General features: G+C 52.1%; 21 protein-coding genes. 13 read left to right on the top strand and 8 right to left on the bottom strand.

Going from position 1 to position 25,457, the window contains the following annotated elements; translation table 11 throughout:
• Position 1: 1 nt before the first annotated feature.
• Together C8E01_RS10375 and C8E01_RS10370 are read left to right on the top strand one after the other, a co-directional pair.
• Positions 2 to 1,813 (top strand): glycosyltransferase family 2 protein, encoded by a 1,812-nt coding sequence (locus C8E01_RS10375; protein WP_116543278.1) that lies wholly within the window; start codon positions 2 to 4, stop codon positions 1,811 to 1,813.
• Positions 1,814 to 1,898: 85 nt separating this feature from the next.
• On the top strand, positions 1,899 to 2,639 hold the full coding sequence (locus C8E01_RS10370) for a hypothetical protein (protein WP_116543277.1): 741 nt from the start codon (positions 1,899 to 1,901) through the stop codon (positions 2,637 to 2,639).
• Positions 2,640 to 2,675: 36 nt separating this feature from the next.
• On the opposite strand, the gene C8E01_RS10365 is transcribed toward C8E01_RS10370, so the two are convergent.
• Positions 2,676 to 3,557 (bottom strand): glycoside hydrolase family 25 protein, encoded by an 882-nt coding sequence (locus C8E01_RS10365; RefSeq protein WP_116543276.1) that lies wholly within the window; start codon positions 3,555 to 3,557, stop codon positions 2,676 to 2,678.
• A 192-nt stretch (positions 3,558 to 3,749) separates the two neighbouring features.
• Between C8E01_RS10365 and C8E01_RS10360 the strand changes: the two genes are divergently transcribed.
• Positions 3,750 to 4,613, top strand: a complete 864-nt coding sequence (locus tag C8E01_RS10360; protein WP_116543275.1) for a M28 family peptidase — start codon at positions 3,750 to 3,752, stop codon at positions 4,611 to 4,613.
• Between the two features lie 74 nt (positions 4,614 to 4,687).
• Here C8E01_RS10360 and C8E01_RS10355 read toward each other — a convergent pair whose 3' ends face one another.
• A complete protein-coding gene (locus tag C8E01_RS10355; protein ID WP_116543274.1) occupies positions 4,688 to 5,800 on the bottom strand; it encodes an alanine racemase in 1,113 nt (370 codons plus the stop codon).
• Between the two features lie 229 nt (positions 5,801 to 6,029).
• Here C8E01_RS10355 and hemN point away from each other — a divergent pair, with 229 nt between their 5' ends.
• From hemN to C8E01_RS10340, 3 genes are all read left to right on the top strand, one after another.
• Positions 6,030 to 7,409, top strand: a complete 1,380-nt coding sequence (gene hemN, locus C8E01_RS10350; protein WP_116543273.1) for an oxygen-independent coproporphyrinogen III oxidase — start codon at positions 6,030 to 6,032, stop codon at positions 7,407 to 7,409.
• A gap of 114 nt (positions 7,410 to 7,523) precedes the next feature.
• Positions 7,524 to 8,072, top strand: coding sequence for a CopD family protein (locus C8E01_RS10345; RefSeq protein ID WP_116543272.1), 549 nt, complete (start codon positions 7,524 to 7,526; stop codon positions 8,070 to 8,072).
• Between the two features lie 58 nt (positions 8,073 to 8,130).
• Complete coding sequence (locus C8E01_RS10340; protein WP_116543271.1) at positions 8,131 to 8,793, top strand: hypothetical protein; 663 nt, start codon at positions 8,131 to 8,133, stop codon at positions 8,791 to 8,793.
• Between the two features lie 175 nt (positions 8,794 to 8,968).
• On the opposite strand, the gene rluF is transcribed toward C8E01_RS10340, so the two are convergent.
• The 6 genes from rluF to C8E01_RS10310 form a co-directional block, all read right to left on the bottom strand.
• A complete protein-coding gene (gene rluF, locus C8E01_RS10335; RefSeq protein WP_116543270.1) occupies positions 8,969 to 9,979 on the bottom strand; it encodes a 23S rRNA pseudouridine(2604) synthase RluF in 1,011 nt (336 codons plus the stop codon).
• An 88-nt stretch (positions 9,980 to 10,067) separates the two neighbouring features.
• Positions 10,068 to 10,979 carry an AEC family transporter gene (locus C8E01_RS10330; RefSeq protein ID WP_116543269.1) on the bottom strand — a complete coding sequence of 304 codons (912 nt, stop codon included), beginning with the start codon at positions 10,977 to 10,979 and terminating at the stop codon, positions 10,068 to 10,070.
• 74 nt (positions 10,980 to 11,053) lie between these two features.
• On the bottom strand, positions 11,054 to 11,983 hold the full coding sequence (gene ctlX / locus C8E01_RS10325) for a citrulline utilization hydrolase CtlX (RefSeq protein WP_116543268.1): 930 nt from the start codon (positions 11,981 to 11,983) through the stop codon (positions 11,054 to 11,056).
• A gap of 121 nt (positions 11,984 to 12,104) precedes the next feature.
• On the bottom strand, positions 12,105 to 13,883 hold the full coding sequence (locus tag C8E01_RS10320) for an aminopeptidase P family protein (RefSeq protein ID WP_116543267.1): 1,779 nt from the start codon (positions 13,881 to 13,883) through the stop codon (positions 12,105 to 12,107).
• A 160-nt stretch (positions 13,884 to 14,043) separates the two neighbouring features.
• On the bottom strand, positions 14,044 to 15,183 hold the full coding sequence (locus C8E01_RS10315) for an OmpA family protein (RefSeq protein ID WP_116543266.1): 1,140 nt from the start codon (positions 15,181 to 15,183) through the stop codon (positions 14,044 to 14,046).
• 117 nt (positions 15,184 to 15,300) lie between these two features.
• Positions 15,301 to 16,347 (bottom strand): DUF6414 family protein, encoded by a 1,047-nt coding sequence (locus tag C8E01_RS10310; RefSeq protein ID WP_116543265.1) that lies wholly within the window; start codon positions 16,345 to 16,347, stop codon positions 15,301 to 15,303.
• Positions 16,348 to 16,599: 252 nt separating this feature from the next.
• On the opposite strand from C8E01_RS10310, the gene C8E01_RS10305 reads away from it, so the two are divergent.
• The 7 genes from C8E01_RS10305 to C8E01_RS10275 all read left to right on the top strand — a co-directional run bounded on the left by C8E01_RS10305 (position 16,600) and on the right by C8E01_RS10275 (position 25,352).
• Positions 16,600 to 17,844, top strand: a complete 1,245-nt coding sequence (locus tag C8E01_RS10305) for an efflux RND transporter periplasmic adaptor subunit (RefSeq protein WP_165820613.1) — start codon at positions 16,600 to 16,602, stop codon at positions 17,842 to 17,844.
• A 100-nt stretch (positions 17,845 to 17,944) separates the two neighbouring features.
• A complete protein-coding gene (locus C8E01_RS10300; RefSeq protein ID WP_243409523.1) occupies positions 17,945 to 19,405 on the top strand; it encodes a TolC family protein in 1,461 nt (486 codons plus the stop codon).
• 89 nt (positions 19,406 to 19,494) lie between these two features.
• Positions 19,495 to 20,199 carry an ABC transporter ATP-binding protein gene (locus C8E01_RS10295; protein WP_116543264.1) on the top strand — a complete coding sequence of 235 codons (705 nt, stop codon included), beginning with the start codon at positions 19,495 to 19,497 and terminating at the stop codon, positions 20,197 to 20,199.
• A 2-nt stretch (positions 20,200 to 20,201) separates the two neighbouring features.
• Complete coding sequence (locus C8E01_RS10290) at positions 20,202 to 21,443, top strand: ABC transporter permease (protein WP_116543263.1); 1,242 nt, start codon at positions 20,202 to 20,204, stop codon at positions 21,441 to 21,443.
• On the top strand, positions 21,440 to 22,618 hold the full coding sequence (locus tag C8E01_RS10285) for an ABC transporter permease (protein WP_116543262.1): 1,179 nt from the start codon (positions 21,440 to 21,442) through the stop codon (positions 22,616 to 22,618). Before C8E01_RS10290 ends, C8E01_RS10285 begins: the two co-directional genes overlap by 4 nt.
• Before the next feature lie 54 nt (positions 22,619 to 22,672).
• The gene (locus C8E01_RS10280) at positions 22,673 to 24,052 is read left to right on the top strand and encodes a sigma-54-dependent transcriptional regulator (RefSeq protein ID WP_116543261.1); all 1,380 of its coding nucleotides are present in this window, start codon (positions 22,673 to 22,675) and stop codon (positions 24,050 to 24,052) included.
• On the top strand, positions 24,036 to 25,352 hold the full coding sequence (locus C8E01_RS10275) for a sensor histidine kinase (RefSeq protein WP_165820612.1): 1,317 nt from the start codon (positions 24,036 to 24,038) through the stop codon (positions 25,350 to 25,352). Before C8E01_RS10280 ends, C8E01_RS10275 begins: the two co-directional genes overlap by 17 nt.
• The last annotated feature ends 105 nt before the right edge of the window (positions 25,353 to 25,457 follow it).

Genomic DNA, 25,457 nt, shown 5'->3' with positions numbered 1-25,457 from the left:
GATGTATAACATTCCTGCCAGTAATCCGAAAGTTCAGCATGCTTCTATTCCCGGCGTAACTCCCAGGCAGAAGGATGTCCTGACTATTCGATTGATGATCGTGATGGGCCTCATCACGATGGTGCTGTTCCTCTACTGGTTCATCGACAAAGACCATATCGGCTACCTGCCGCTCTACATCATGCTCACGACAGCACTGGGCTTCAAACTCCTCCGCACCCTGCATGAGTGGTACCACTACTTCGATGTGAGCGTTCCCGTTAAGCCCAAGCTGCGCACCAAATTTAAAGTAGATGTGCTCACTACCTTCTGTCCCGGTGAGCCTTACGACATGATCATCAACACGCTGGAGGCCATTCAGCGCATCCGCTACCCGCATACCACTTACCTTTGCGACGAAGCTGATGATCCATTTCTGCGGAAGGAATGCGCCCGTCTGGGTGTTATTCACGTTACCCGTACCCAGAAGATCAATGCCAAAGCCGGCAACATCAACAACGCCCTGAAGCAGGCCACCGGCGACATCTGCCTGGTGCTGGACCCTGATCATGTGCCTGTACCGGAATTTCTGGATGAGGTGCTACCATATTTTGAAGATCCGGAGATAGGCTATGTACAGTGCGTGCAGGCCTATTACAACCAAAAGGAAAGCCTGGTAGCCTATGGCGCCGCTGAGCAGACCTACAACTTCTATGGACCGATGATGATGGGCATGAATGCCCACGGCACGGCCCAGGCCATCGGCGCCAACTGTACCTTCCGCCGCAGCGCCCTCGACAGCATTGGTGGCCATGCCGCTGGACTGGCTGAAGACATGCACACTGCCATGCAACTGCACGCCAAGGGATGGAAATCGGTCTACGTTCCCAAAATCCTGAACCGTGGCCTGGTACCGGGTACACTTTCGGCTTACTACAAACAGCAGGTAAAGTGGAGCCGCGGCACCTTTGAGCTGCTCTTTTCGGTATATCCAAGGTTGTTCAAGCACTTCACCTGGCGGCAGCGCATCCACTACGGTACGCTTCCGCTTTACTACCTCTTCGGGGTGTTCAACCTGATCGATTTTCTGATTCCCTCGCTGGCGCTCATCATGGCCGAGTTTCCGTGGTATGTGTCGCTGGGTGAGTTTTTGATCATGTTCACGCCTTTCTTCCTGATCTCCATCGCCATCCGGCAGTATGCGCAGCGCTGGTACCACGAGAAAAACGAAAAAGGCTTCCACCTGTTTGGGGGCATTCTGCGCACCGGCACCTGGTGGATTTTCCTGCTGGGACTCATCTACTCAATTTTCCGCGTGAAGGTACCCTACATACCAACGCCCAAGGACGACAAACCGAAAAACAATTGGCTCCTGAGCCTGCCCAACATCCTGATGATTGGGCTGATGCTTGGCGCCATTGCCTACAGCCAGCACCTGTACGGGCACCTCTACACCAACCCCTATGTGCAGATGATGGCCATGTTCTCGCTTGTGAACATCGGTATACTGGGTGCGGTGGTGGTAATCGGGCAGGAGAAATTCATCCAGTGGGTGCGCCACAATGTGTTGCATGCCAACGCCCTGCAGCCTGTGTTGCAACCGCTCCGGCTGGCCATCTGGCGCACGCGCCACAGCTTCTACGACGGCATCCGGTACGTAGCGATTGTCATCACGATGGTGTCGGTGGCTGTATCGACCAGTTTCCTGCTGTTTGGCTACAAACCTTATAACACCTCTCAGCGGCAGGATAAGCCACTGGTGCAAAAGCCGGTTAAATCAGGCGCTCGCACCCATACGATCCTTCCTGCCAACCTGATGACCACTCCTCAGTAAGTCCGACCACAAATTGCCCAACAGTTGACGTTCGCTCCCGTTTATAAGTAAAGTGTACCGATGTAAAACGCTAAAACTTATAACTATGAACAGACACGAATCAGACCGAGATTACGACCGCCGCGAAGGAGGCTTCCATACCCACCGCTCGGAGCGCTACCGCCATCCGGAGCAGGATAGCGACTATCGTTTCGACGATTACGGCTCCGCCGCGCACGGCGGCTATGGCAACGAGAGCTACCAGGGTACCTGGGGCAACCAGGGCAATGAGCGGGGCGGATCGCGCAACTACTCTAATACCAACATCACTGACAGCAACACCTATAGCACTTCCCGCAACTACGGCAATATGGGCAGCTACGGAGGTGCCCAGGGCTTTGGTGACATCCGTGGTGGCCATCACGATTCTAGCCACCCATTTGATAGCGGCATGGGCTCCCAAGGCAGCTACGGCAGTGAAGGCAGAGGATCGATAGGCAATCGCGGCTACCGCGAGGAAGGCCGGGACTATAGCCGCCACAACCGGTATGGCTCCGACCGTGAGGACTTGTACGGCAACGAGGTTTCGCGCCGCTTTGAGGGACGTGGCGGACAGGAACGCTACGATTTTGAGCGCGACGACTACTACAGCTCTAACTACGGCGACGACCAGGGCAATTACATGGGCGGCGGCTACAACCGCGAATCCCGCAGCAAGTATGGCGAAGGTGACTATGGCTCGAGCGGCTACCTGCAGTCAGGCAGCCAAGGCAGCAGAAACTCCGGTAGCCAGGGACGTCCACGGGAATTTAACACAGCACGAAACCGTTGGGCGACCGACTGGTAAACAGGTATAGTCTGTTAGAAACAGCAAAGGCGCAGCTTATCGTTGCGCCTTTGCTGTTTTTGCAGGCTCAGTAGGCTGTATACACAGTTTCAGGATGTCTTTCCTGGTGCCGTAAAAGATGTTGCAATCCACAGGTCCTTTTATACCATCGATCACACCGCGGTCGGTGTGCTGCCAGAATGAAAGCAAGGCCCGATCGGTACGCTGCATTTTCAGCTCCTTCACGTTGTAATGCGCAATCCAGAGGGTATACTCGTCAAAGAAGCCCTCCAGGTATTCCTTGTAAAAGCTGTACCCGGTATAGATGATCGGCTTGACGCCATAGGCACGCTCCACATGCACGAGCCACTCCTTGATATCGCCCCGAAAATGGTTGAGCGGTTGCTTGCCTCGTACCTCCACATCCAGCACAGGGGGTAAATCGCCCGGCTGCAGCACCACCGTCTGGATGAAGTTACGAGCTTGCTCCTCCGGCGACACATTGGGCCGATAAAAATGGTAGGCCCCCCGGATGATGCCCACTTCCTGCGTTCCCTCCCAGTTGCGCACATAGTGACTATCTTTCAGCTTTACGCCCTCCGTGGCTTTGATAAAGGCAAAGGACACGTCGTTGTCGCGCACCTTTTCCCAGTTGATTTTGCGCTGGTATTTGGACACGTCTATACCCAGTATGGTATTGCCGAGCGGACTATGCCCCTCGGGCCAGATGGGCTGCTCCTTTTCCCTGAAGAACTCTACGTAAAGCACCAGCAAACCGATGGCCGCCACCACACCCACGCCGATCCAGAAAGGCAGTTTGGACTGCTTCTTCTTCCCTTTTTTCCGCTTAGGCGCAGCACGGGGCACCCGGGGGGCCGGCGCGGCCTTTTTGGGCGTCTTGATGGGCTTTAGCGGTGCGGGTGTTTTAACTGTACTCATGGTTTGCTGTGGGGAAAGCAAAGATATGCCTTTCGGGCAAATGGAAGGTATAGGTCTTTTAAAAAAGATTAGCGGCAAAGGAGGCTATACCTGAGAGCGCCATCAGGGGTTATCTGGACCACTATCCTGCCTGCTAGTAGCAAAACAGATCCAGCCAATACCGTAAAATGTAATCTACAAGAGCGTAAGGGTATGAAAAACAGCAAAGAGAGACTTTACCGGGATGTGGAACGGCTGACAGGTATAGCGCCGGCACGAAACTACCAGAGTATGGAGGCACTGGAAGAGGCGATCCGGTATATAAAAGGCGAATTGGAGAAGCTGAATTGTGAAGTGCAGGAGCAGCCTTTCAAAGTCGACAACCGGACTTACAAAAATGTGGTAGCCCTATTTAAAGGCCAAAACAGTGCCGAGCGGCTGGTGGTGGGAGCGCACAATGATGTATGCGGAGATCAGCCCGGCGCCGATGACAACGCCAGCGGTGTGGCCGGCCTGCTCGAGACTGCCCGCCTCCTGCACGAGCACAAGCCACTGCTACAACATGATGTCGAACTGGTCGCCTATTGTCTGGAGGAGCCGCCCTACTTTGCCAGTGAGGACATGGGCAGTGCCGTGCACGCCCGAAAACTGCACGAACAGAAAGTAAAGGTGCGGGCCATGATCTGCTACGAAATGATCGGTTATTTTTCGGATGAGCCCCACTCACAGAAGTTTCCGGATCCGGAACTGGCCAGGCACTACCCGCATACGGGCAATTTTATTGTCGTGGTCGGGAAAACTGGCCAGGAAGCCTATACCCAGCATGTGCGTGATCTCATGCGCCAACATACGGCTATTGATGTGCAGTCGGTAAACCTGCCGGCTGGCTTCGGACTGGTGGGCCTCTCCGACCACCGCAACTATTGGAAATACGACATCAACGCCATCATGATCAACGACTCTTCTTTCCTGCGTAACCCGCACTACCACCAGACCAGCGACACCATCGACACACTAGACTTTGAGAAAATGGCGGCTGTGGTGCATGGGGTATACTGTGCGCTCATCAGACTATAAAAAAGCCGGTGCTTCGCAGGGGGCCAACCAACTGCGAAGCAACGGCTTTTAACTAAGTTTATACCTAAGGCTACTTAGAGTTGCCCCATACCTGACAAATGCTCCAGTCGCTTGCCATCCAAAGTAGTGTAGCTCCCCATCACATCGGCCGTCAGGCAGGAGTGGACAGGCAGAACCCCCATCAGATCGCCGATTTTATACCTGTCGAAGAGCGCTTTGCTGGCGCGTATGGTTCCGTGCTCCTGCGACAGTGATACCACTTCTATACCTTCCAGCGGCTCAGACCAGCCATTTTCACTGAGTTCCACCACCCGTCCGAAGATCAGCGATCCGTTGGCTCCCATCAGACTGTCTTTGGAGAAATGTACACTGCCCCCGTGTACAATGATCTCGTTGCGTTCCGGATGCTTCGCAATGATCGGGCAGGCCATGCAAACTGCTATCTGATTGAAATTGCAGGAGCCGATGTGCTGCTGTGTGAGGTCATAAAACACATAATTGCCCGGCCTGATCTCGTCGACGCCAGTGATGGTTTGTAAAATGCTGCACGACGGAGTATCGCCAATCGATACTTTGAGCTCTGGAAAACGGCCCTTATACCTGTCGCGCACCAGGTTCAGTAGAAAGACCGTGGTGTGGTGAATCGTGCGAATGGCCTCCGCATCGGTTTGTTTGTAGGTATGGCCGTCGTGGGCGAGCACGCCTGTGAACTGCAGCATATCATTCTGCTCGACCAGTGCCACGATGGCGTCGAGTTCCTCATGACTGTGCGGCAGGATGCCTGTGCGGTGGTAGCCGGTGTCTATCTTGAGCCAAATATTAACAGGACGCTGCAAAGCTTCTGCCAGCGCCTGTACCGTCTCGATGTTCACCGCTACCAGGTGCAACTGCACTTTAGCCGCCAACTCATTCACCAATTCCATTTCCCGGATGTTCACAGGTATAGCCACCAGGATATCGGTCCAGCCGTTGGCGGCAAAGTAGCGGGCCATCTTAAGCGACGACACGGTGATGCCCGTCGCGCCCTGCTCCCGGAACCACTCCCCCACCTGTACCGACTGGTGCGTTTTGAAATGCGGACGCAGCCGTATGTGGTTACGGGCCGCCTTATCAGCCATCATGGCAATATTCTGGCGGCACTTTTCTTCATCTAATAGCAGTGTGGTTTGTGTGATATGATCGAGCATAATGGTATAGCTTAAGAGGTATAGCGGGCAAGGATGGAACAGGTATAGCTCCTGGATTCTTCATCGCGAAATTTGTTTTTCATGACAAATATCACCCTTTTCCCTGTCCTAAATTTCAGAAAAAACACGCTGACTGACAAATATCATTTCCTGGGACATCAGGTTGCCCGACCTTTGTAAACGTAATGGAGCAGATGTCTGCTTCGGTATAGAATCTAGAAGAGTTAATATGAATACTGCTGTCACTCCTGCCACCCCTGCTGAACTACTGGCCAAGTACGACGTACCATCGCCACGCTATACCAGCTACCCTACCGTGCCGTTCTGGGATGAAAAACCCCTGACTGAGGAGCGTTGGATGAGCCATGTGCAGCAGGCTTTCCGCAAGACAAATAGCAAGGAGGGCATCAGTCTATACCTGCACCTGCCTTTCTGTGAGAAACTGTGCACCTACTGCGGCTGTAACAAGCGCATCACCAAAAACCACGCAGTAGAGTCGCCCTACCTGGAGGCGTTGCTAAAAGAGTGGGACCAGTACCTGGCGCTCTTCGACGAGAAGCCACGCATTACGGAGCTGCACCTGGGCGGCGGTACTCCGACTTTCTTCAGCGCAGCTAACCTCAAAAACCTGTTGGAGCGCCTGCTCGAGAAGACCGAAACAACCCCGGATGCGGCTTTCAGCATCGAGGTGCACCCTAACGCCACGAACCGCGAACAGCTGCAGGTACTTTATGACCTGGGTTTCCGCAGACTGAGCGTCGGCATACAGGACTTCGACCCTTACGTGCAACTGATCATCAACCGCATTCAGACGTTTGAGAAGACAAAAGAGATTTTTGACATAGCCCGCGAGATCGGCTATACCTCCATCAACGGTGACATCATTTACGGGTTGCCGCACCAGACCGCGAAGAGCGTGCGCCATACCATCGAGAAAGTGAAAGAACTGCGTCCGGAGCGAATCGCCTTCTACAGCTACGCCCACGTGCCCTGGAAGAGCAAAGGCCAGCGCCGCTACTCTGAGGCCGACTTGCCAGCACCGGAAGTAAAACGCGGTCTGTACGAACTCGGCAGAGCCATGCTGGAAGAAGCAGGCTACATCGAGACAGGTATGGACCACTTCGCCCTACCGGAAGACGAGCTATGCATCGCGGCTGCCAATGGTACCCTGCACCGCAATTTCATGGGTTACACCCCGCGCCATACGGAGTTGCTGATCGGCCTGGGCTGCTCCAGCATCTCTGACACCGGCACGGCCTTTATGCAGAACATCAAAGAAGTGGAAGCCTATGAAGAAGCGGTACACACCGGTCACTTACCTATCTTCAAAGGCCATGAACTGACAGGCGAGGACATGCTGCTGCGCACGCACATCCAAAACCTGATGTGCCGCGACTACACCAGTTGGGCTACGGAGGAACTGCCTTACTTTGTGGATGCGCTGATGCGCCTGCAACCCCTGGCTGACGACGGCCTGGTGGAGTACAGCAACCACGACATACAAGTGCTGCCTGCCGGCAAGCCTTTCCTACGCAACATTGCCATGTGCCTGGATGCCCGCCTGTGGGCTACTAAGATGACCGTACCGATTTTCAGTAAGTCTGTTTAAAGTGAGAGGATTGATTTTATAACTATTCAGACTGAAGAGCAAAGTCCGGGTGCCGCAAGGTATGCCGGACTTTTGTTTTTACGTACCTTTGCCGAAACAGCAACCTGACGGTCTATGTCATTCTTATACATCAAAGCCTTGCACATCATCTTTGTGGTTACCTGGTTTGCGGGTCTGTTCTATATTGTGCGCCTGTTCATCTATTTTGCGGAAGCGGCGGAAAAACCGGAGCCAGAGCGTAGTATTCTGCAGAACCAGTTCCGAATCATGCAGAAGCGCCTGTGGTACGGCATCACCTGGCCTTCTGCTATTCTAACCCTGATCTTCGGCACCAGCATCGTGGTAACCCTTGGACTTTATGATCCGTTTCCTGGCTGGCTTATCTGGAAGCTGGCTTTTGTGGTTTGCCTGTACGTGTATCATTTCCTGTGCCACAGCATTTTCAAACAGCAGCAAAACGGCATTATCCGGTATACCTCTACCCAGCTGCGCATCTGGAACGAGGTGGCCACCGTTTTCCTGATTGCCATCGTGTTCCTGGTCGTGCTCAAAAGCGCTTTGAGCATGGTATGGGGCATTGTGGGACTGTTGCTGTTTTCAGCCCTCCTGATGCTAGCCATCCGCATTTACAAACGCAGTCGCGAAGCAAAGCAGCTGCGCTAATCAACCCAATAATTCGTGCTTTGCCACGGATTTCGTAACTTTGTACAAATATAAGCCCATGAAACAAGCCGCCCTGAAGCCCAACGAGAGAGAACTGATCAAACTGATACGCTTTTTTAGCAAGCGTGCTGCCAAGCTGATGGAGGAAGGTGAGCTTAGCGCGGAACATTCCCAGTTGACTGCTGCCTGCCAGAATCTGGAATCCCAACTGCTCACGCATGCTTCCAACCGCAGCGCCATCATGGACAAGCGGGAGCGCCTGCTCAATATCATCGAAGACAATGCGCAGTGTCCCAAGTGCAGCAAAGCCGATATGCTGAAGCGCACCGGTTCGACCACCAACGAGTACGGCTGGAAATGCAACACCTACAAGTGCCGCCGCTGCAACACAGGCTTTACCTGGAACCGTCCCAATAACCCCTGGGACATGGTCGAGTTTCTGGAAATGTACATCGGGCAGCTGCAACTGGCCATGGCCGCCGAGCAAAACCAGGAGGTAATTAACCATACCGAAGATGCCGTGGTGCAGATGAAAGACAGCCTGAGCCGACTCCGCCCGGTACTGCAAACCTCAGACGAAGAAATAGACGCCCTGCAGCAGAAAGAAAAAGAAATGGACAAGCTGATTCACCAGTTCAAGACCTACCTGCAGATCGAAAAGATCAAACTGAACGCTTATCCGGAAGAGGAAGAAACTGAAGAGGAGGAAGATAATCAGTAAGTGCCTCTTTGTGTCGTTTCTGAAGTCAAAAGTTGGTCCCTGAAGGAACTAGAATTAGCTTCAAAATCCGACGACAGATAGCCATCATGACATAAAATGCAAAGAGCCGGTGCAACAGGTATAGGTATAACAACCTTCCTGCTGCACCGGCTTTCTTAAATTACAGCTTATAAAGCTAGCGTCTCTTTCGTCCGCCGCCTTTAGCTGCGGGGGCATTCCGGCTGGCTCCTCTGGCACCTGCACTGCTCTTTCCTCCTGATTTTTTGACGCCGGGCCCTTTGGAAGCACCGCGCTGGCCTCTGCCGCCTTTCGCATCGTTGGCTCCGAAACCGCTTTTCTTGCCTGTACCACCCTCTTTCCGGGGTGGTCGGTTGTTGGACGGTGATTTTTTGCGGGCCGGTTGAGAAGATGATGTTTGGCTGGTCGATGTCTTTTTCTTGCTCACTGACCCTTCTTCGGTTTTCGCAGAGTCAGCCACCTGACTTTGGAGCGTGGCAATCTCTTCGTCGGTGAGTTCGCGCCACTGGCCGAGCGGTAGCTTAGCCAGCGTGATGTTCATGATGCGGATGCGCTGCAAAGTCTGCACTTCAAAGCCCAGCGTTTCGGTCATGCGGCGGATCTGGCGGTTCATACCCTGTGTGAGGATGATGCGGAACTTGTTTGCTCCCAGTTGCTCGACAAAGCACTTTTTGGTGTTCACGCCAAGTATTGACACGCCACTGCTCATCTTCTGCACAAAATCTTCGTTGATTGACCTGTCTACCGTCACAATGTACTCTTTCTCGTGCTTGTTGCCCGCCCGTAGAATTTTGTTCACAATGTCGCCGTCGTTGGTCAGGAAGATCAGCCCCTCGGAGTCTTTGTCGAGGCGGCCGATCGGGAAGATGCGTTCCGGGTAATTGACGAACCGGATGATGTTGTCGCGCTGCGAAAGGTCGGTGGTGGTTTCGATACCGGCCGGTTTGTTGAGCGCCAGGTATACGGGTGCCACCTGGTTCCACTGCAGCGTCTTGCCATCTACCTGTATTTTGTCTTTGCCCTTAATCCTGGCCCCGACCTCAGGCAATTTGCCATTCACCAGTACCCTTCCCTGCTCTATCAGTTTGTCGGCTTCGCGGCGCGAGCAAATGCCTGCGTCGCTGATGAATTTATTAAGGCGAATGCCCTCAGCTGTGTGTTGTGTCATAATATTGATGGGTCCAGGTATAGCCCGGACCAGTGTGTATACCTTGTAAAATAACGAGAAATCTTCAGGAATAGCTAACCTCCTCTGTCTACAGCCCCTGCACCAGCAGGTACCAGACCGCCAGCGTGATAAAAGAGAGCGGTATACCGAAACCTACCATCATCGAAGCCAGCCGGGGTTTGAGTCCGTAGGAAATGGCCACGATAGAAGCCGTGATCATGGGCGCCATACCTGCCTCAAGGATGCTCACCTGCACTACCGGACCACGCATACCCAGCACCAGCACATAGAGCACATAGATCAGCAGCGGCGCCAGAATCAGTTGGAAGGCAAGACCCAGGAACAGAAAACGCCAGTGCTTGCTCTTGCGTTCGATGCGCAGCTGCATGCCCACGCTCACCAGCGCCAGCGGCGTCACGGTACTGCCCAGTCGGTTGAAGACATCCTTCAGATCGTCTGAAAAGTGCAGATTGGCCACGTTCATGCCAAAGGCGATCACAAACACGATGAAAGGGGGGAATGTGAGGATCTTGAGGCCAATGGCTTTGAAGTCCGGTTGTCCTTTGGAAAAGTAGGCGGCCAACGCTATACCTAGCGTAGACACGACTACGAAAGTACCGGGCAGGTCGACGAGGATGGCCGTCTGCAGCCCTTCCTTACCGTATAGGGCCTCGATGATCGGGAAGCCGACGAAAGACGTGTTGCCCAGCCCGGCCGTAAGGATCAGGCAGCCGATCAGCTTTTTGGACCACCCATAGATGCGGCCCAGGGTGTAAAAGAAGGCGGCAGAAGCTGCAAAGCAGATCCAGGCCACGCCCACCGGCAGCAGTACCGTGCTGTCGAGCTCCACTTCAGGTATAGCATACAGCGCCAAAGCCGGCAGTGAAATATAGATGATGAACTGGTTGAGCACCACCGGTGAAGTGCTCGGGAAAGCCGGCACACGGCGCAGCAGCACCCCCACGATCAGGCAAAGAAATACTAAGATGATACTGCTCATGCAGGCTCCGCTCTAAATGAAACCGCAAAGCTAGGTATACGGTGTCAGGTATAAGGTATGGTGCCTCGGAAAAATTATCGCTTCCTGAACAGCTCCGCGATCATACACCGAATGCTGCCGCCTCCTGCTTTCTCGATCATGTGGATGGGCAGGTATAGGATGTGCTCATTATGTGCCTGCATGCGCTCCAATTGCTGCTGCGTCAGGCTTTCGTAAGCGGCTTTGGACATCACCAAAATTCGCTTGCCCTGTTTGTTTTCAACCTGTAACATGTTGCCGGCAAAGTGCTGGTAGGTTTGCTCTTTACTGATCTCGATGATCTCTTTACCGTTTTCAGTTAGGCTGGTTTGAAGCTTCTCACGGTCCTGCTCAGCTACCGTATCCAAGGCCACCACGGCATAGGTATCGCCCACGCACATCATCACGTTGGTGTGATAGATCAGCTCTCCGGCCGAACCATAAGCCTTGAATGTAACTGCTTCATAGCCTAGCCTGTCACAAAATTGCTGTAGTGCCTTTAGGCTCGTGCGCGGCGACACAGCAGCGTAGGCTATTTTGTTGACGCGGTCGAGCACCATACTGCCTGTCCCTTCCAGGTATACCGGCGTTTCCTCTTCTTCAAAAAATTCCAACGCCACATGCTCCCCACACCCGCAGGCATGTTTTATTTGTTCGATCACTTCCTTGCGGCGTTCGTTTCTCCGGCTCGGGGAGGCCATCGGGTACGTCACCAGCTGTCCCCCGGAATGGGTAGAAAACCAGTTGTTCGGAAACACAGAGTCGGGTGTGCCTGCATTTTCGGGATCACGCAGGGTGATCACCTCCACACCCAAATTGCGCAATTCCGCCACTGCATTTTTAAACTCTAGCAGGGCAATATCCTGCACCTGACCGGGTGTGAAATCCTGCAGCTCTTGCTGAAAGGAATTGGTAGCGGCCGCTTCCGGGTTATACCCAAAGCCTGTCGGCTCTATCATTAATATGGTGCTGGTGGTCTGTTTCATGGTGGTTTAGGTGTTTTACAAATATACCAGAGAAAATGGAGGAATGGGATAATCGTAAAAAAACCGGCTATACCTTGCACAGGTATAGCCGGCTCAACAATTAACAAAAAGCAATCAAGAGTTAAATCGCCTTCGCCTTTTCCTTCAGCCAGTTCAACTCGTCTTCGTTCAGGTATGGACCGAGCTTATCTACTACCAGCTGGTTGTAGTCGTTCAGCCACTTGATCTGGCGCTCGTCCAGCAGCTCTTTTTTCACCGGAGTGGTATCGATCAATGCCAAAGTAAGGTGCTCGAAGGTATAGAATTCGCCGAAATCGTTGGTTTCATCAGGTATAGTCAGCACGAGGTTTTCGATGCGGATGCCGTATTGTTTCGGGCGGTACAGGCCAGGCTCTACGGAGGTGATCATGCCCAGCTCGATATCCACGGGTGTAGGCGATGGGTTGAACACATGCGGCCCTTCGTGCACGTTCAGGGCAAAGCCGACCCCATGGCCGGTGCCATGTCCGTAGTTGCGGGCGTGGTCCCAGAGCGGTTTGCGGGTGATGGCGTCGATCTGGTAACCGCGGGTGCCTTTCGGGAAGCGAGCTGTGGCACCATCGATCATACCTTTCAACACTAGGGTATAGTCAATTTTTTCTTCTTCCGTCAGGTTGCCTAGCGAAACTACGCGGGTAATGTCGGTGGTGCCGGTGGTGTACTGGCCGCCGGAGTCAAGTAGGAACAGACCGTCGGCTTTCAGCTCCACGTCGCTTTCTAGGGTAGCCTTGTAATGTGGCAGGGCGCCGTGTGCTTTGTAACCGGCAATGGTATCGAAACTCTCACCAATGAAGCCCTCCTGTTCTGCTCTGAACGCAAGCACTTTATCGGCCACCGAAATCTCTGAGATGGTTTCTTTGCCCAGGTTTTCCTCCAGCCATTTAAAGAAGCGAGTCAAAGCTACACCGTCTTTTACCATGGTTTGACGGGTGTTCTCTACCTCTACTTCATTTTTGACAGCCTTAAAGAAAGTGGTCGGGTTGGTGGTTTGGATCACGCGCATACCTGCAGGCAACTGCTTATACAGCGCATAGCAGTTGCGTTTTGGGTCGATCAGAATAGACGAGCCGGCAGGCAGTTCGGCCAGCAGACGTTCCACCATCTCGTAGGGCTGCAACTCCACGCCGTCGGCCATGAGTTTCTTCTTGTCCGTTTCGCTTAGTTTGACCTGGTCAATGAAGAGAACGGTATTTTCCTGACTGATCAGGGCAAAGCTCAGCACCACAGGGTTGCACTTCACATCAGAGCCGCGCATGTTGAAGAGCCAGGCCATGTCGTCGAGCGAGGAGATCAGGTGGTAGTCGGCTCTTTGCTTTTTGAGGGACGTACGCAGGGCTTCCATTTTTGAGGTGGTGGATTGGCCGCTTGTCTCCTCCCCTATCAGGTAGGCAGGCGCAGTTGGCAGCTCCGGACGGCCTTCCCAAATCGGGTCCAGCAAATCGCGATCCGTGTCCAGCTTTATACCTAGCGGCGCCAGTTCCTGCTCGAGCAGTTCTGCCAAACCTACCGAGATCAGCTTCGCGTCATAGGCTACTACTTCGCCTTGATCCAGACGTTCGGCCAGCCAGCCAATGTACTCCGGCGCATGCTGCGCCTGTAGTTTCACCAGTTCAAAACCACTATTGGCCAGTTGGTCCACGGCCTGCACAAAGTAGCGGGCATCGGTCCAGAGACCGGCAAAGTCCTGTGTAATTACCAGCGTACCCGCTGAGCCGGTAAAGCCAGAGGCGAAGTAGATGCACTTGTAGCGGTCAGGCAGGTATTCGCTGATGTGCGGATCGGCAGAAGGAATGATGTAGGCGCTCAGTCCCTGTTCTTTCATTTGCTGGCGTATGGCGGCCAGTCTCTCTTTATAACTCATAGTTCGTGTCGCTTTGTGAAAGAGGCAAATTAAGGAAAGATGGGGAGAAATGCGCAGTCTCTGGCCCAGATTGGTGACTTGTCGAGAGGTTAATTTTTGCTTTAACGGGAAGTTTCTGATTGAAAACGTGCCGCTATACCTGATTATAAAGTTGGTGCATTCACTTTCGAAAAATATCAATCTCCACCCGCCTGTTCAGGGCTCTGTTTTCTTCGGAAAGATTGTCAGTCTTCGGCGAAGATTCCCCTAAGCCATTGGCCGAAATGCGGTGGGCAGCTATACCTTTCTTTTCCAGGTATGCTTTCACAGCAGTTGCCCTCCTCTGTGAAAGTGAAAGGTTATCTGCTTCGTCCCCCACATCGTCGGTGTGCCCCACAATACGGACGCCTGTCTGTTGGTGCAAAGCCATAAAATTAGCCAGTGAATCGAGCAGCGGAAAAGCTACCGGCCGAATGGTATGGTCTCCGGAATCAAAATTTATATCACTCAGCGTGATGGTTTTGCCAATGGCCATGGGCGCCGCAGCTTTAGATGCTACCGCAGGAGTGGCATCCGATAAAGTAGCCTCTTCCTTGTCTACCTCTGACTTCGGCACGACGCTGAAGTTGTCGTAGCAGTAATATGTGCCTTTGGTCTTACTGCCTTTAGGTTCCTCGTCATTTTCAATGGTGTCCGGGTTCATCACCTCCAACGCGCTGGCATTTGCCCCCAGAAAATTACCGATCAGCAGGTAGCGCTCACCCCCTTTTGCTTTGTAGGTGCCGCTTACCTTCGTCCAGTTCGCTCTGGAATCCAGAGGCGATCCGGCGGCATCTTTGAGGGAGGTATAGGGTATAGCAAGGTTTGTGAGGGGATGGTCTTTGAGCCCGTATACCTGCCTGATGGCTGGCAGGGGTCTGCTTCTGAAGTGCACTGTCACCTCAGTGATGGGCGGCTCTATCGTTGATGCCTTGATGGTGTAAAGCGACACCACATATTCCTGGTTCTTCCGGAGGGGTCTCGTTAATTCTACCTGGGTCAGCTCACTCGCCTCGAAACTGAACCACTGACACAAACAAACCTCCCCGAATTCAATGTTGGAAACCTGCCTGGATGGCGTTTCCGATCGATACGCATTGAAGTAAGGCGGGTATTGCAGCACCTTATGCTGTACGGAGGCAATGTCGGGTGTGCCGCTTATAGGTTTAAACCCGATGACACCCCCTTTCAGCTGCTCTAGACTGGGGTTTTTGACAAGATTTTGTGCTATGGCCTGGCTTAGGTATAAGCTGAAAAAAAGGTATAGCAGTAGCGCTTTCATTTCAGTTTTTACGGGGGAGTTGCTGGAGGGTAAATATTACATTATTGCATATAGAGGATAAGCCCTTATCGTCCCTAAATTTTAATATTACCCTATGTTTGTAGAGTTATAATTTAACTATCTGTTGTTCAGAATTACTTCTCTATAAATCGCTATTGGACTTAATGCTATTTTTGGATAAGAAGGGGTAAAGAAAATTTTCTCAAATTCCTCAAATGAGGTAAATACTCCTCTAAAAGCCCTATCAAAGATTTGAACACCAGATAATTCATTATCATCATAAATGAGGTATTCATCTTTTGAATCTACTCTTATATCGTTCTCTCTTGGGGCGGAAGTTATTATCCCTAATACAGTTAGTTTAACATTTGGCCTAGTGCCGTATGTATATATTATACTGTCTAGATTACCATCAACAATGTATTCACTCTTAAGATTGGAAAGAATTTGAAAGCTATTGAAATCCTCTAGAGGAAGAAGTCTAAAGTTTAGTCTTTTAGGAGAGAAGGTATCCAGAAAGATCTTGATTCTTGTGATATAATCATCATCAAGGAGATATGCACTCGTTTCTGAATCAAGTATAGTGTCGAGCTTCTTCTCAATTGCCACTACCTTACTTAATTCCTTAGCTTTAGTATTTCTATTTTCATTACTTAATACTGCCTTCTTAGCTTCTTTCAATTGAAGCTTTAAGGCTATCACATCAGGGTTATTATCTATTTGCGACCCAAATATTAACCGCTGTACTTCATTATAATTACTAAATATCTTTTTAAGTCTTTCAAAATCCTCAAACATACCCCATCCAGTTGCTTTTATGTAATTCATATTGGGGATTACTTCCATAAATTCATTAAAAGAACCATTCCAAATATCAAAGCAATGGTTAATGTTAGAAAGTGATTGATTATTGATAAGCTGCTTCTCAACTTCATTTAACAACTCGTGGTACAAATCAATTTTCTCTGTTTTAAGAATTTTTTCTTTATTCTTTCCTCCAACATTACCTTTTACAACTTTAACATCGAATCCAATACCAGATGATACTTCATTTTCATCTTCAAAAGCTCTTGATATCTCACTAATTAAGCCTCCATTAAGTTGACTAATAATAGATCTTGCCTTGTCAACGTCGAAGTAAATCAGGTCTTTTATGGAATTCATATTTTCTAAATAAGTTCTTAAGTAAAAAGTAACACATAAATATACTTAATATTCATTATATATTTTTAATGTATCATTAGTTAATACAAACAATAAAGTACCCCTCCCAAAACCGCACAAACTGTTCATTTCCGGACAGGTATAGAAAACTAATAAATCATATTTCAATAATTAAATGGCTGTAAATCAATAATATACAAAACTGGCATTTAAATTGGCTATACCCTCACGAGCAAAACCCTACGCAAGACAATGGACCGTGAATTATCAGCCAGCACCAGACAAGCCCAGAAGCGGAAACGCTTTTGGCAACTAGGTATAGCCGCTGCCTTGGTTGCAGTAGCCATCTTCGGGTTCAGAAGCCTGATAACGCCCAGCATTGCCCAGTCAGATATCCGAACAGCGGTGGTCGAAGAAGGTCCGGTGGTAGCTACCATCACAGCCTCCGGCACGGTGGTACCGGAGCACGAGCAGGTAATCACCAGCCCTATTCAGGCCCGCATTGAACAGGTGGTGCACACCACAGGCGAGCAGGTGCAGCCCGGCGAACAAATTCTGCTACTCGACAGAGGCTATACCCAACTGGCCTACGACAAGCTCAAAGACGAGCAGGAACAAAGCCGCCACAAAAGCGTGCAGCTTAACCTCAACCTCGAAAAGAAACTGAACGCCCTGGCCTCGCAGCTGGAGATAAAGCGCATGCGGGTGAAGAGTTTGCAAGCCCAGCTCGAGGACGAAAAGTACCTACTCAAGATTGGCGGTGGCACGCAAGAGAGCGTGAAGCAGGCCGAACTCAATCTCCGCATCGCGCAGCAGGAACTAGAGCAGATAGAGCGCGAGATCGTAACAGAGCGCCAGCTTCTGAAAGCTGACGAGCAGGAATTGCGCTATACCCTGGCCATGCAGAGTCGCTCGATTGAGGAACTGCAGCGCAAAATGGAGCAGGCAGAGGTGCGCGCTACACAGCCGGGCGTCATTACCTGGGTAAAAAACGAAATTGGCAGCAACGTGAACGCCGGCGACATCATTGCCCGACTCGCAGACCTGAGCAGCTACCGCGTGCAGGCCACCATTTCAGATGCCTTTGCCAGCCAGATCAGCGTCGGAAGCGGCGTGATGGTGCGCATCAACGACACCAATTTACAGGGTAGCGTGGCCTCCATTAAACCAACCGTCGAAAATGGCATTGTGACCTTTTTTGTCGCTCTCGAAGAGAAAGCCCACGAGTTGCTGCGCCCGAGTCTGCGCGTGGATGTGTACGTGCAGACAGCCGCCAAACAGAACACACTACGTGTGCAGAACGGCCCTTATTTCCGGACAGCCACCAAACCCCAGGTATACGTGCTACGCGACGGTGAACTGATTCGAAGGGAAGCCAAACTCGGTGTAAGCAATGTCGATTATGTGGAGCTGGAAAACGGCGTGCAAGCTGGCGAACAAGTGGTGATCTCAGACCTGGCCGATTACCAGCACCTCGATAAAGTGAAAGTGAAGTGAGTAGTTTGGGAGTTTGAGAGTTGAGGAGTTTAGGAATAAGAGAGATTGGAAGATAAAAGTTGTTCTACTCGATTCATGAGTCGTGACACGAAATAAAAATATGAAAAAGCTTTACTGTTTGCTGTTTGTGATGCTGCTGCCCTGTCTGCCAGGTATAGCACAGCCTGCGACGCGCACCTTGCGTCTGCAGGAGGTAATTGCCCTGGCACAGGAGCAGTCGGCAGCGGCACGGCAGGCCGAAACCAGCCGCGAAAACAGCTACTGGCAGTGGCGCAGCTTCAAGTCCGACTACAAGCCGCAGCTCAGCCTCACCGGTACCCTCCCCGACTTCAGCCGAACCATTATGCCCGTAACACAGCCCGACGGCACCACCGATTTCAAGCCTGTGTCGATCAACAACTCCGAGCTTGGGCTGAGTCTGAGCCAGGTAGTGAGTCCAACCGGGGGCCGGGTGTTTGTCACATCGCTGATGCAGCGTTTCGACGATTTTGACCGTGAACAGACCCGCTACAACGGTAACCCGGCCATTGTAGGTATAGAGCAGCCGCTGTTTGCCTACAACCAGCTGTCCTGGGCCAAAAAGATTGAGCCGCTCCGCTACCAGGAATCACAGAAGGTATACCTGGAGGAACGCGAAAGTATTGCCGTAAATGCCACCCGGCTGTTCTTCGACCTGCTGCTTGCCCAGACGAACCAGCGCATCGCCAGTCAGAACCAGAGCAGCAACGACACACTGTACCAGATCGCGCAGGAGAAGTATAAGCTTGGTCGCCTCTCCAAAAACGACTTGCTGCAGCTGCGACTGGCCGTGCTAAACGCCGAACTGGCGATGGCACAAGCTACTCTGGATGAACAGACGGCAGCACTTGCCCTCAAAACCTACATCGGCATGAAAGAGACAGACCAGTTGGAACTGACGCCGCCGGAAGGTATACCAGCTACGACTGTACTGGCCGAGGTGGCTTTGGCCGAAGCCCGCAAGAACCGGAAGGAAAGCATCAACTTCAGTAGAAGACTACTAGAGGCAGAAGCACTGATGGCCAAAGCCCATGGCGACAATGGCTTCAATGCCAGTCTGTTTGCCACCTTTGGCCTCACCAACCGTGGCGCCTCCTTCACCGACATCTATACCCGCCCCGAAAACCAGCAGCGGGCCCGCATCGGTTTTAGTATGCCAATCATGGATTGGGGTCGACAACGCTCTATCTATAAGGTAGCGGAGCTGAACAAGCAGCTGGTGCAATATACCGTCGACCAGGAGGATGCCAACTTCGAACAGGCGGTGCGCACGCAGGTGAACAAGTACAACACCCTGAAAGCCCGCATTGCCACCACTGCCGAAGCCGATGCCATTGCAGAAGAGCGTTATGAAATCGCCCGCAATACCTTCCTGATCGGCCGCATCAGCATCACCGACCTGAACATCGCCCTGGCAGAAAAAGACCGGGCCCGCCGCGCCCACATTGCCTCCCTCAGCGAGTTTTGGATGGCCCACTATACCCTGCGCCAGCTCACGCTATATGATTTTGAACAGGGGCAGGTAATTGAAATGAGTGAGTGAAAGAAATCAACAATTTAACCATCAACAACTCAACAATTGGCAATTAACAATCAACAAATTCATCGATATTAGAACTAGGGTATAAAACTATGATTACGTTAAAAAACATCGAAAAAGTCTACCAGACCAAGACCATTGAGACGGTAGCGCTGCACAACGTCAACCTGCACATCCCGAAGGGGGAATTCGTGTCGGTAATGGGCCCATCGGGTTGCGGCAAATCCACGCTGCTCAACATCATGGGCCTGCTCGACGAGCCAACCAATGGCATTGTGGAGATAGACGGAAAGCCCATCAGCAGGTATAGAGACAAAGAACTGGCGCACATCCGCAACCAGAAAATCGGGTTTGTATTCCAGAGCTACCACCTGATCAACGACCTTAGCGTACTCGACAATGTGGAGCTTCCGCTGCTATACCGAAGCGGCACCTCTGCTTCCGAAACCCGCCACCTGGCCCTCACCGCCTTGGAGAAAGTGGGTCTGAGCGCCCGCACCAAGCATTACCCTACACAGCTTTCCGGCGGACAGCGCCAGCGGGTGGCCATTGCCCGTGCGCTCATTGGTCAGCCCGAGCTTATACTGGCCGACGAACCGACCGGTAACCTGGATTCGGTGATGGGCGAAGAGATCATGAACATCCTACTCACGCTCAACCGCCAGGACGGCACCACCATCGTGATGGTGACGCACGACGAGAACATGGCCCAAAAGACCGAACGCCTCATTCGCTTTTTCGATGGGCAGCAGGTGTCCGATGCCAAAACCACTGCTTACGACTTTCAACAGGTATAGACATGCTGAAAAATTACCTCAAAATAGCCTGGAAGGTGCTCTTGCGTCGCAAGTTCTTTACCTTCATCAGTCTCTTTGGCATTAGCTTCACACTGATGGTGCTGATGGTGGCCACTGCCCTCTTCGACCATACCTTTGGCCCTCAGATGCCGGAGAGCGATATGGATAAACTACTGTTTGTTAATGTCATGCGTGAAGAACATTCCGAGGGCTACATGAGCAGTGGCCCACCGAGCTATCACTTCCTGGACCGCAACGTACGCACACTCCAGACGCCCGAACAGGTGTCCATTAACTCCATGTTCTTTCAGGTGAACAGCTACATCGACAACCGCAAGCTTGCTCTGGACATCAAATACACTGACCGTGAATTCTGGGACATTCTGGAGTTCGAGTTCCTGGAAGGAGGCGCTTTCGGACAGCAGGAAGTAGCGGGCGCCAGTCGTGTGGCCGTTATCAACGAGAGCACCCGAAACCAGTACTTTGGTACAGGTGAGGCCGTGGGAAAAATAATCGAAGTAGATCAAGTCAAGTATAAAGTAGTGGGCGTGGTGAAAGATGTGCCCGTGCTGCGCCTTAACTCCTATGCTGATATTTGGGTGCCTATCACACTCAAAAGCCAGGACTTCAACAAACCTGGACTGAGAGGCTCGTATTTTGCTACCATCAAAGCACAAAATTCCGCAGATATACCTAAGATAAAAGCCGAATATGCTGCTATGATGCAGCAATTGGAGGACCAGCATCCGGTGAAAGGCACTAAACTCTCCTCCTTCCCTGACACGGTGCTGGAGGCCTTTGCCCGTACCTTCCTGGGGAGAGGAAGAGAGCCTGGCCTGGCTATACTCTACAGTATACTGGCTGGTTTGACGTTCCTCTTCATGCTGCTTCCCGCCATTAACCTGGTCAGCATCAACATCAGCCGCATTATGGAGCGCTCTTCTGAGATCGGGGTCCGCAAAGCCTTTGGAGCCACCTCCTCTACCATCATCGGACAGTTCATCGTCGAGAATGTTTTCCTGACACTGCTGGGCGGTATACTGGGTTTTGTGCTGTCGGCGGCAGTGCTAAGGCTCATCAACGGCAGCGGCATAATTGTGTATGCTGACCTGGGGCTGAACCTGCGGGTGTTTGCTTGGGGATTGCTGCTCAGCCTGATTTTCGGATTGATATCCGGTGTGTACCCTGCCTATAAAATGTCACGCTTAAAAGCCGTTGAGGCACTGAAAGGAGGCTCTAAATGATACGCCATCTGTTTAAACTGATCTGGAACAGGAAGAGAAGCAACTTCCTGCTCATAACTGAGATATTCTTTTGCTTTCTAGTACTGTTCGCAGTGCTGAGCCTGATTGTGTACAACGTACGCAATTATAACAAGCCGCTGGGCTTCGAGCACGAAAACGTCTGGCTGCTGACCATGCGCCCCGACACCGACTCGACTGCTCTTAATCGGCAGACCCTTGAGCAAATAATACAGCGCGCCAAGGGCTTTCAAGAAATTGAGCATGTGGCGCTGACCAATAGCAACGCTCCATTCGCTTTTAGCCAGATGAACAATGATCTTTCTTATGGGCAGAAAAAGATCATGGCCGACGAGTATCTAGTTCAGGACGATTTTGATAAAGTGATGCGGATGCAGGTGAGCCACGGCCGCTGGTTTGGGGAACAGGACAACGCCTCCCACCACTACCCTATCGTTATCAACAAGGTGTTGCAGCAACAACTGTTTGAAGGAGAAGACCCAATAGGTAAGCTGTTGCCCCGGAATGATTCATCTAGCTACCAGGTGGTAGGTGTGGTAGACCATTACAGGCCAAGTAGTGAGTATACGGCCGAAGAGCCGGGTTTCTTTAACCGTATCCATCTGCCTGGCAATAAAAACGACTTTTACGGAGAGCTCCTGATACGGGTGAAACCGGGTACAGGCGTAGAATTCGAGGAGAAAATGGTGAAAGAGTTTTCAGGTATAGGCAAGGGCTGGACCATGGAGGTAGCCACACTGGAGAAGATGCGTCAGAATAAGGCCAAAATGGCCAAAGTCCCGATGATAGCCCTGGCCATCATTTGCGGCTTCCTGATCCTCAACGTGGCGCTGGGCCTCTTCGGAGTACTCTGGTATAACATCAGCCGTCGAAATGGCGAGATCGGGCTTCGCAGGGCGCTGGGCGCCTCCGCCAACCAGGTATACCGGCAGTTCATAGGTGAGGTGCTCGTGCTGGCCACTTTCGGACTGGTGCTGGGTGTAGCCTTTGCCGTCCAGTTTCCCATGCTTCAAGTGTTTGAGGTCGAGTCGGCAGTTTACTTTATCGCCCTAGGTATAGCAGTGGGGCTCATTTACCTGCTCGCGATCGGTTGCGCTTTCTACCCAAGCCGACAGGCTGCTGCTATTCATCCGGCCATGGCTTTGCACGAAGAATAATAGCAAATAATTAACAAAAAAATTAAATTAGAGCAGAAAACCAGCACATTGAGCATGATCCTGATAATAGACGATGATGTAGCCGTCCGCGCCTCGCTGAGCATTTTGCTCAAGCAACACGGCTTCAAGACCAAAGAAGCAGCTTCCCCAACGGAGTCGCTCGAAGTGGCGCAGGCGCATCCTTTACAGCTCGTGATCATGGACATGAACTTCTCCATCGAAACAACCGGCCACGACGGGTTGCAACTGCTCGAAGCTTTTAAACAGCGGATGCCGCAGGTACCTGTTATCCTGATCACGGGCTGGGGCTCAATCAGCCTGGCTGTGGAGGGCATGCGGCTTGGGGCAGCGGACTTTATCACCAAGCCCTGGAGCAACGATTACTTGCTGCAGGCGGTCCGCACTGCCCTGAGTCTATCGCAGCATTCACCCACCAAGGACGAAACCCTTACTCGTAAGAAACTCGACCAGCAATATGATTTCACCAACATCGTGGGGCAGGACCCGCAGCTGCTGCAAATTCTGAAGCGCATCGGGCAGATTGCGCCAACCGATGCATCGGTGCTGATCGAGGGCGAAAGCGGCACCGGCAAGGAGCTGATCGCGGAGGTGGTGCACCGCAACAGTCTCCGCAAATCCCAGCCTTTTGTGAAGGTAAACCTAGGAGGCATTTCGTCGAGCCTGTTCGAAAGCGAGATGTTCGGCCACAAGCGGGGTGCCTTCACCGACGCCAAAGCCGACCGGGTGGGCCGCTTCGAAATGGCCAACAAGGGCACCATCTTCCTCGACGAGATCGGGGAACTAGACATGAACAGCCAGGTGAAACTGCTGCGCGTGCTCCAGGACCGCACCTACGAAGTGCTCGGCGACAGCCGCTCCCGCAAACTCGACATCCGGGTGGTGTGCGCCACCAACCGCAACCTGGAGCAGATGGTGGAAGAAGGCAAGTTTCGCGAGGACCTCTTTTACCGCATCAACCTGATCAAGGTGCGTATACCTCCGCTGCGGGAACGCCCTGACGACATTCCGCTGCTGGTGCAGTTCTTTGTGGAGAATATGAAGAAGACCTACCACCGACCCGAGCTGGAGCTGAGTCCCAAAGCGTTGCAGTGGTTGAAAGAGCTTCCCTTCCCGGGCAACATACGGGAGTTGAAAAACCTGGTGGAACGTACCGTGCTGGTAGCCGAAGATGAAGTGCTGAGTGCTGAGGATTTCCAGGCACAGGCGCAGCAGGGTCCTGTAAAGACAGGTGACAAGGCCCTGCCTGCTGTTGGTGCCATGACGCTCGACGAGATGGAAGCTTCGATGATCCGCAAGTCCATGGCTTATTACCACAACAACATCAGCAAGGTAGCCCGTGCGTTGGGCCTGAGCAGGGCCGCCCTCTACCGTCGTCTCGAAAAGTTCGGCATTCCCTATGAAGCTCAGGACTAAGTTTATCATTTACGCTGTTTTCGTGCATGGTCTCCTCGCTGCCATGGCTTATTTCCTGCTGCAGGAGAATAAGCTGCTGTTTATAGGGATGGAGGTGCTGGTGCTACTTTCCGTTGTGCTGACCGTGAATCTGTATAATGCCTTTTTCAAGCCGCTCAATTTAATCCGGGCAGGTATAGAATCCATCCGTGACAAAGACTTTTCAACCAAGTTTGTGCAGGTGGGGCAGCCGGAACTGGATGAGCTGGTGGATGTGTACAACCGCATGATTGAGCAGTTGCGGCAGGAGCGGGTGGCGCAGGCTGAAAAGCATTTCCTGCTCGAAAAGATCATCCATGCCTCTCCTGCCGGCATCATCCTGCTCGACTTTGACAACCGCATCGAGAGCATAAACCCCGCTGCAGAACGTTTCCTATACCTATCCGGGCAGTCGTTGCAGGGCAGTGAGCTGGCAACGCTGCCCAACACCTGGGCACGGGAGCTGAAGCAGGTACAGACCGGCCAACCCTATACCTTCCGCCTGAACGGCATCCGAACCTTCCGGGCACACCGGGCACACTTTATTGACCGGGGTTTTCAGCGCGCCTTCATTATGCTGGAGGAACTCACCGAGGCCATTATCAAAAACGAGCGGCAAGCTTATGAAAAAGTCATCCGGATGATGTCGCACGAAGTGAACAACTCGACGGGCGCCATCAACTCGATTCTGGACTCTGTGCAGTACTATACCCCACAGATCGACGAGGCGCACCGCGAGGACTTCACGTACGCCCTGCAGGTAGCAATTGACCGGAACGCCAACCTGAGCAAGTTCATGGCCAATTTTGCTGATGTGGTGCGCCTCCCCGCTCCTTCCAAAAAGCCGGTGCAGGTGCAGGCCCTTCTCAAGCGGCTCGAGCGACTGATGCAGCCACAGCTGGAGCAACGGCAAATTAACCTCAGCATGAAACTGCCTACTACCCCACTCTTCGTCCCCATGGATGAGCAGCAGCTCGAGCAGGCGCTGCTCAATATCCTGAAAAATGCCATGGAAGCCGTGAAATCGGATGGCGACGTTTGGGTGGAGCTGCAGGAACAGCCGCCCTGCCTAACTATTACCGACAATGGTGAAGGTATACCGGAGCACGTGCGCCCGATGCTATTTACCCCTTTCTTTAGCACGAAAGAAACAGGCCAGGGCATTGGCCTGACCATGATACGGGAGATTTTACTAAGCCATGGCTTCCAGTTTTCGCTTGAATCGAACCAAGATGGACTAACTTCTTTCAGAATACGTCTCGCAGCCGAACAAACCAAATAGCACTAATTCATCAAAAAGCCACTTAAGTCGCTGCTTTCATTGAATCATTTTAACATTCAGCTAAATTTTATTTTGAATGTAACTCTATTCACTAAATTTCGTAGC

The sequence above is a fragment of the Pontibacter virosus genome (genome assembly GCF_003096355.1).
GTDB lineage: Bacteria > Bacteroidota > Bacteroidia > Cytophagales > Hymenobacteraceae > Pontibacter > Pontibacter virosus.
Note: the sequence above shows the minus strand (reverse complement) of the source record. Positions and strands in the feature narration are given on the sequence as shown.

What these genes read in the sequence shown, in the direction of transcription:
- C8E01_RS10345 (WP_116543272.1), top strand. Translation starts at nt 7,524, where the DNA reads ATGTCATTCTTATACATCAAAGCCTTGCACATCATCTTTGTGGTTACC.
- C8E01_RS10285 (WP_116543262.1), top strand. Translation starts at nt 21,440, where the DNA reads ATGATACGCCATCTGTTTAAACTGATCTGGAACAGGAAGAGAAGCAAC.
- C8E01_RS10375 (WP_116543278.1), top strand. Translation starts at nt 2, where the DNA reads ATGTATAACATTCCTGCCAGTAATCCGAAAGTTCAGCATGCTTCTATT.
- C8E01_RS10360 (WP_116543275.1), top strand. Translation starts at nt 3,750, where the DNA reads ATGAAAAACAGCAAAGAGAGACTTTACCGGGATGTGGAACGGCTGACA.
- rluF (WP_116543270.1), bottom strand. Translation starts at nt 9,979, where the DNA reads ATGACACAACACACAGCTGAGGGCATTCGCCTTAATAAATTCATCAGC.
- hemN (WP_116543273.1), top strand. Translation starts at nt 6,030, where the DNA reads ATGAATACTGCTGTCACTCCTGCCACCCCTGCTGAACTACTGGCCAAG.
- C8E01_RS10320 (WP_116543267.1), bottom strand. Translation starts at nt 13,883, where the DNA reads ATGAGTTATAAAGAGAGACTGGCCGCCATACGCCAGCAAATGAAAGAA.
- C8E01_RS10370 (WP_116543277.1), top strand. Translation starts at nt 1,899, where the DNA reads ATGAACAGACACGAATCAGACCGAGATTACGACCGCCGCGAAGGAGGC.
- C8E01_RS10290 (WP_116543263.1), top strand. Translation starts at nt 20,202, where the DNA reads ATGCTGAAAAATTACCTCAAAATAGCCTGGAAGGTGCTCTTGCGTCGC.
- C8E01_RS10365 (WP_116543276.1), bottom strand. Translation starts at nt 3,557, where the DNA reads ATGAGTACAGTTAAAACACCCGCACCGCTAAAGCCCATCAAGACGCCC.
- ctlX (WP_116543268.1), bottom strand. Translation starts at nt 11,983, where the DNA reads ATGAAACAGACCACCAGCACCATATTAATGATAGAGCCGACAGGCTTT.
- C8E01_RS10280 (WP_116543261.1), top strand. Translation starts at nt 22,673, where the DNA reads ATGATCCTGATAATAGACGATGATGTAGCCGTCCGCGCCTCGCTGAGC.
- C8E01_RS10340 (WP_116543271.1), top strand. Translation starts at nt 8,131, where the DNA reads ATGAAACAAGCCGCCCTGAAGCCCAACGAGAGAGAACTGATCAAACTG.
- C8E01_RS10310 (WP_116543265.1), bottom strand. Translation starts at nt 16,347, where the DNA reads ATGAATTCCATAAAAGACCTGATTTACTTCGACGTTGACAAGGCAAGA.
- C8E01_RS10315 (WP_116543266.1), bottom strand. Translation starts at nt 15,183, where the DNA reads ATGAAAGCGCTACTGCTATACCTTTTTTTCAGCTTATACCTAAGCCAG.
- C8E01_RS10330 (WP_116543269.1), bottom strand. Translation starts at nt 10,979, where the DNA reads ATGAGCAGTATCATCTTAGTATTTCTTTGCCTGATCGTGGGGGTGCTG.
- C8E01_RS10305 (WP_165820613.1), top strand. Translation starts at nt 16,600, where the DNA reads ATGGACCGTGAATTATCAGCCAGCACCAGACAAGCCCAGAAGCGGAAA.
- C8E01_RS10275 (WP_165820612.1), top strand. Translation starts at nt 24,036, where the DNA reads ATGAAGCTCAGGACTAAGTTTATCATTTACGCTGTTTTCGTGCATGGT.
- C8E01_RS10295 (WP_116543264.1), top strand. Translation starts at nt 19,495, where the DNA reads ATGATTACGTTAAAAAACATCGAAAAAGTCTACCAGACCAAGACCATT.
- C8E01_RS10355 (WP_116543274.1), bottom strand. Translation starts at nt 5,800, where the DNA reads ATGCTCGATCATATCACACAAACCACACTGCTATTAGATGAAGAAAAG.
- C8E01_RS10300 (WP_243409523.1), top strand. Translation starts at nt 17,945, where the DNA reads ATGAAAAAGCTTTACTGTTTGCTGTTTGTGATGCTGCTGCCCTGTCTG.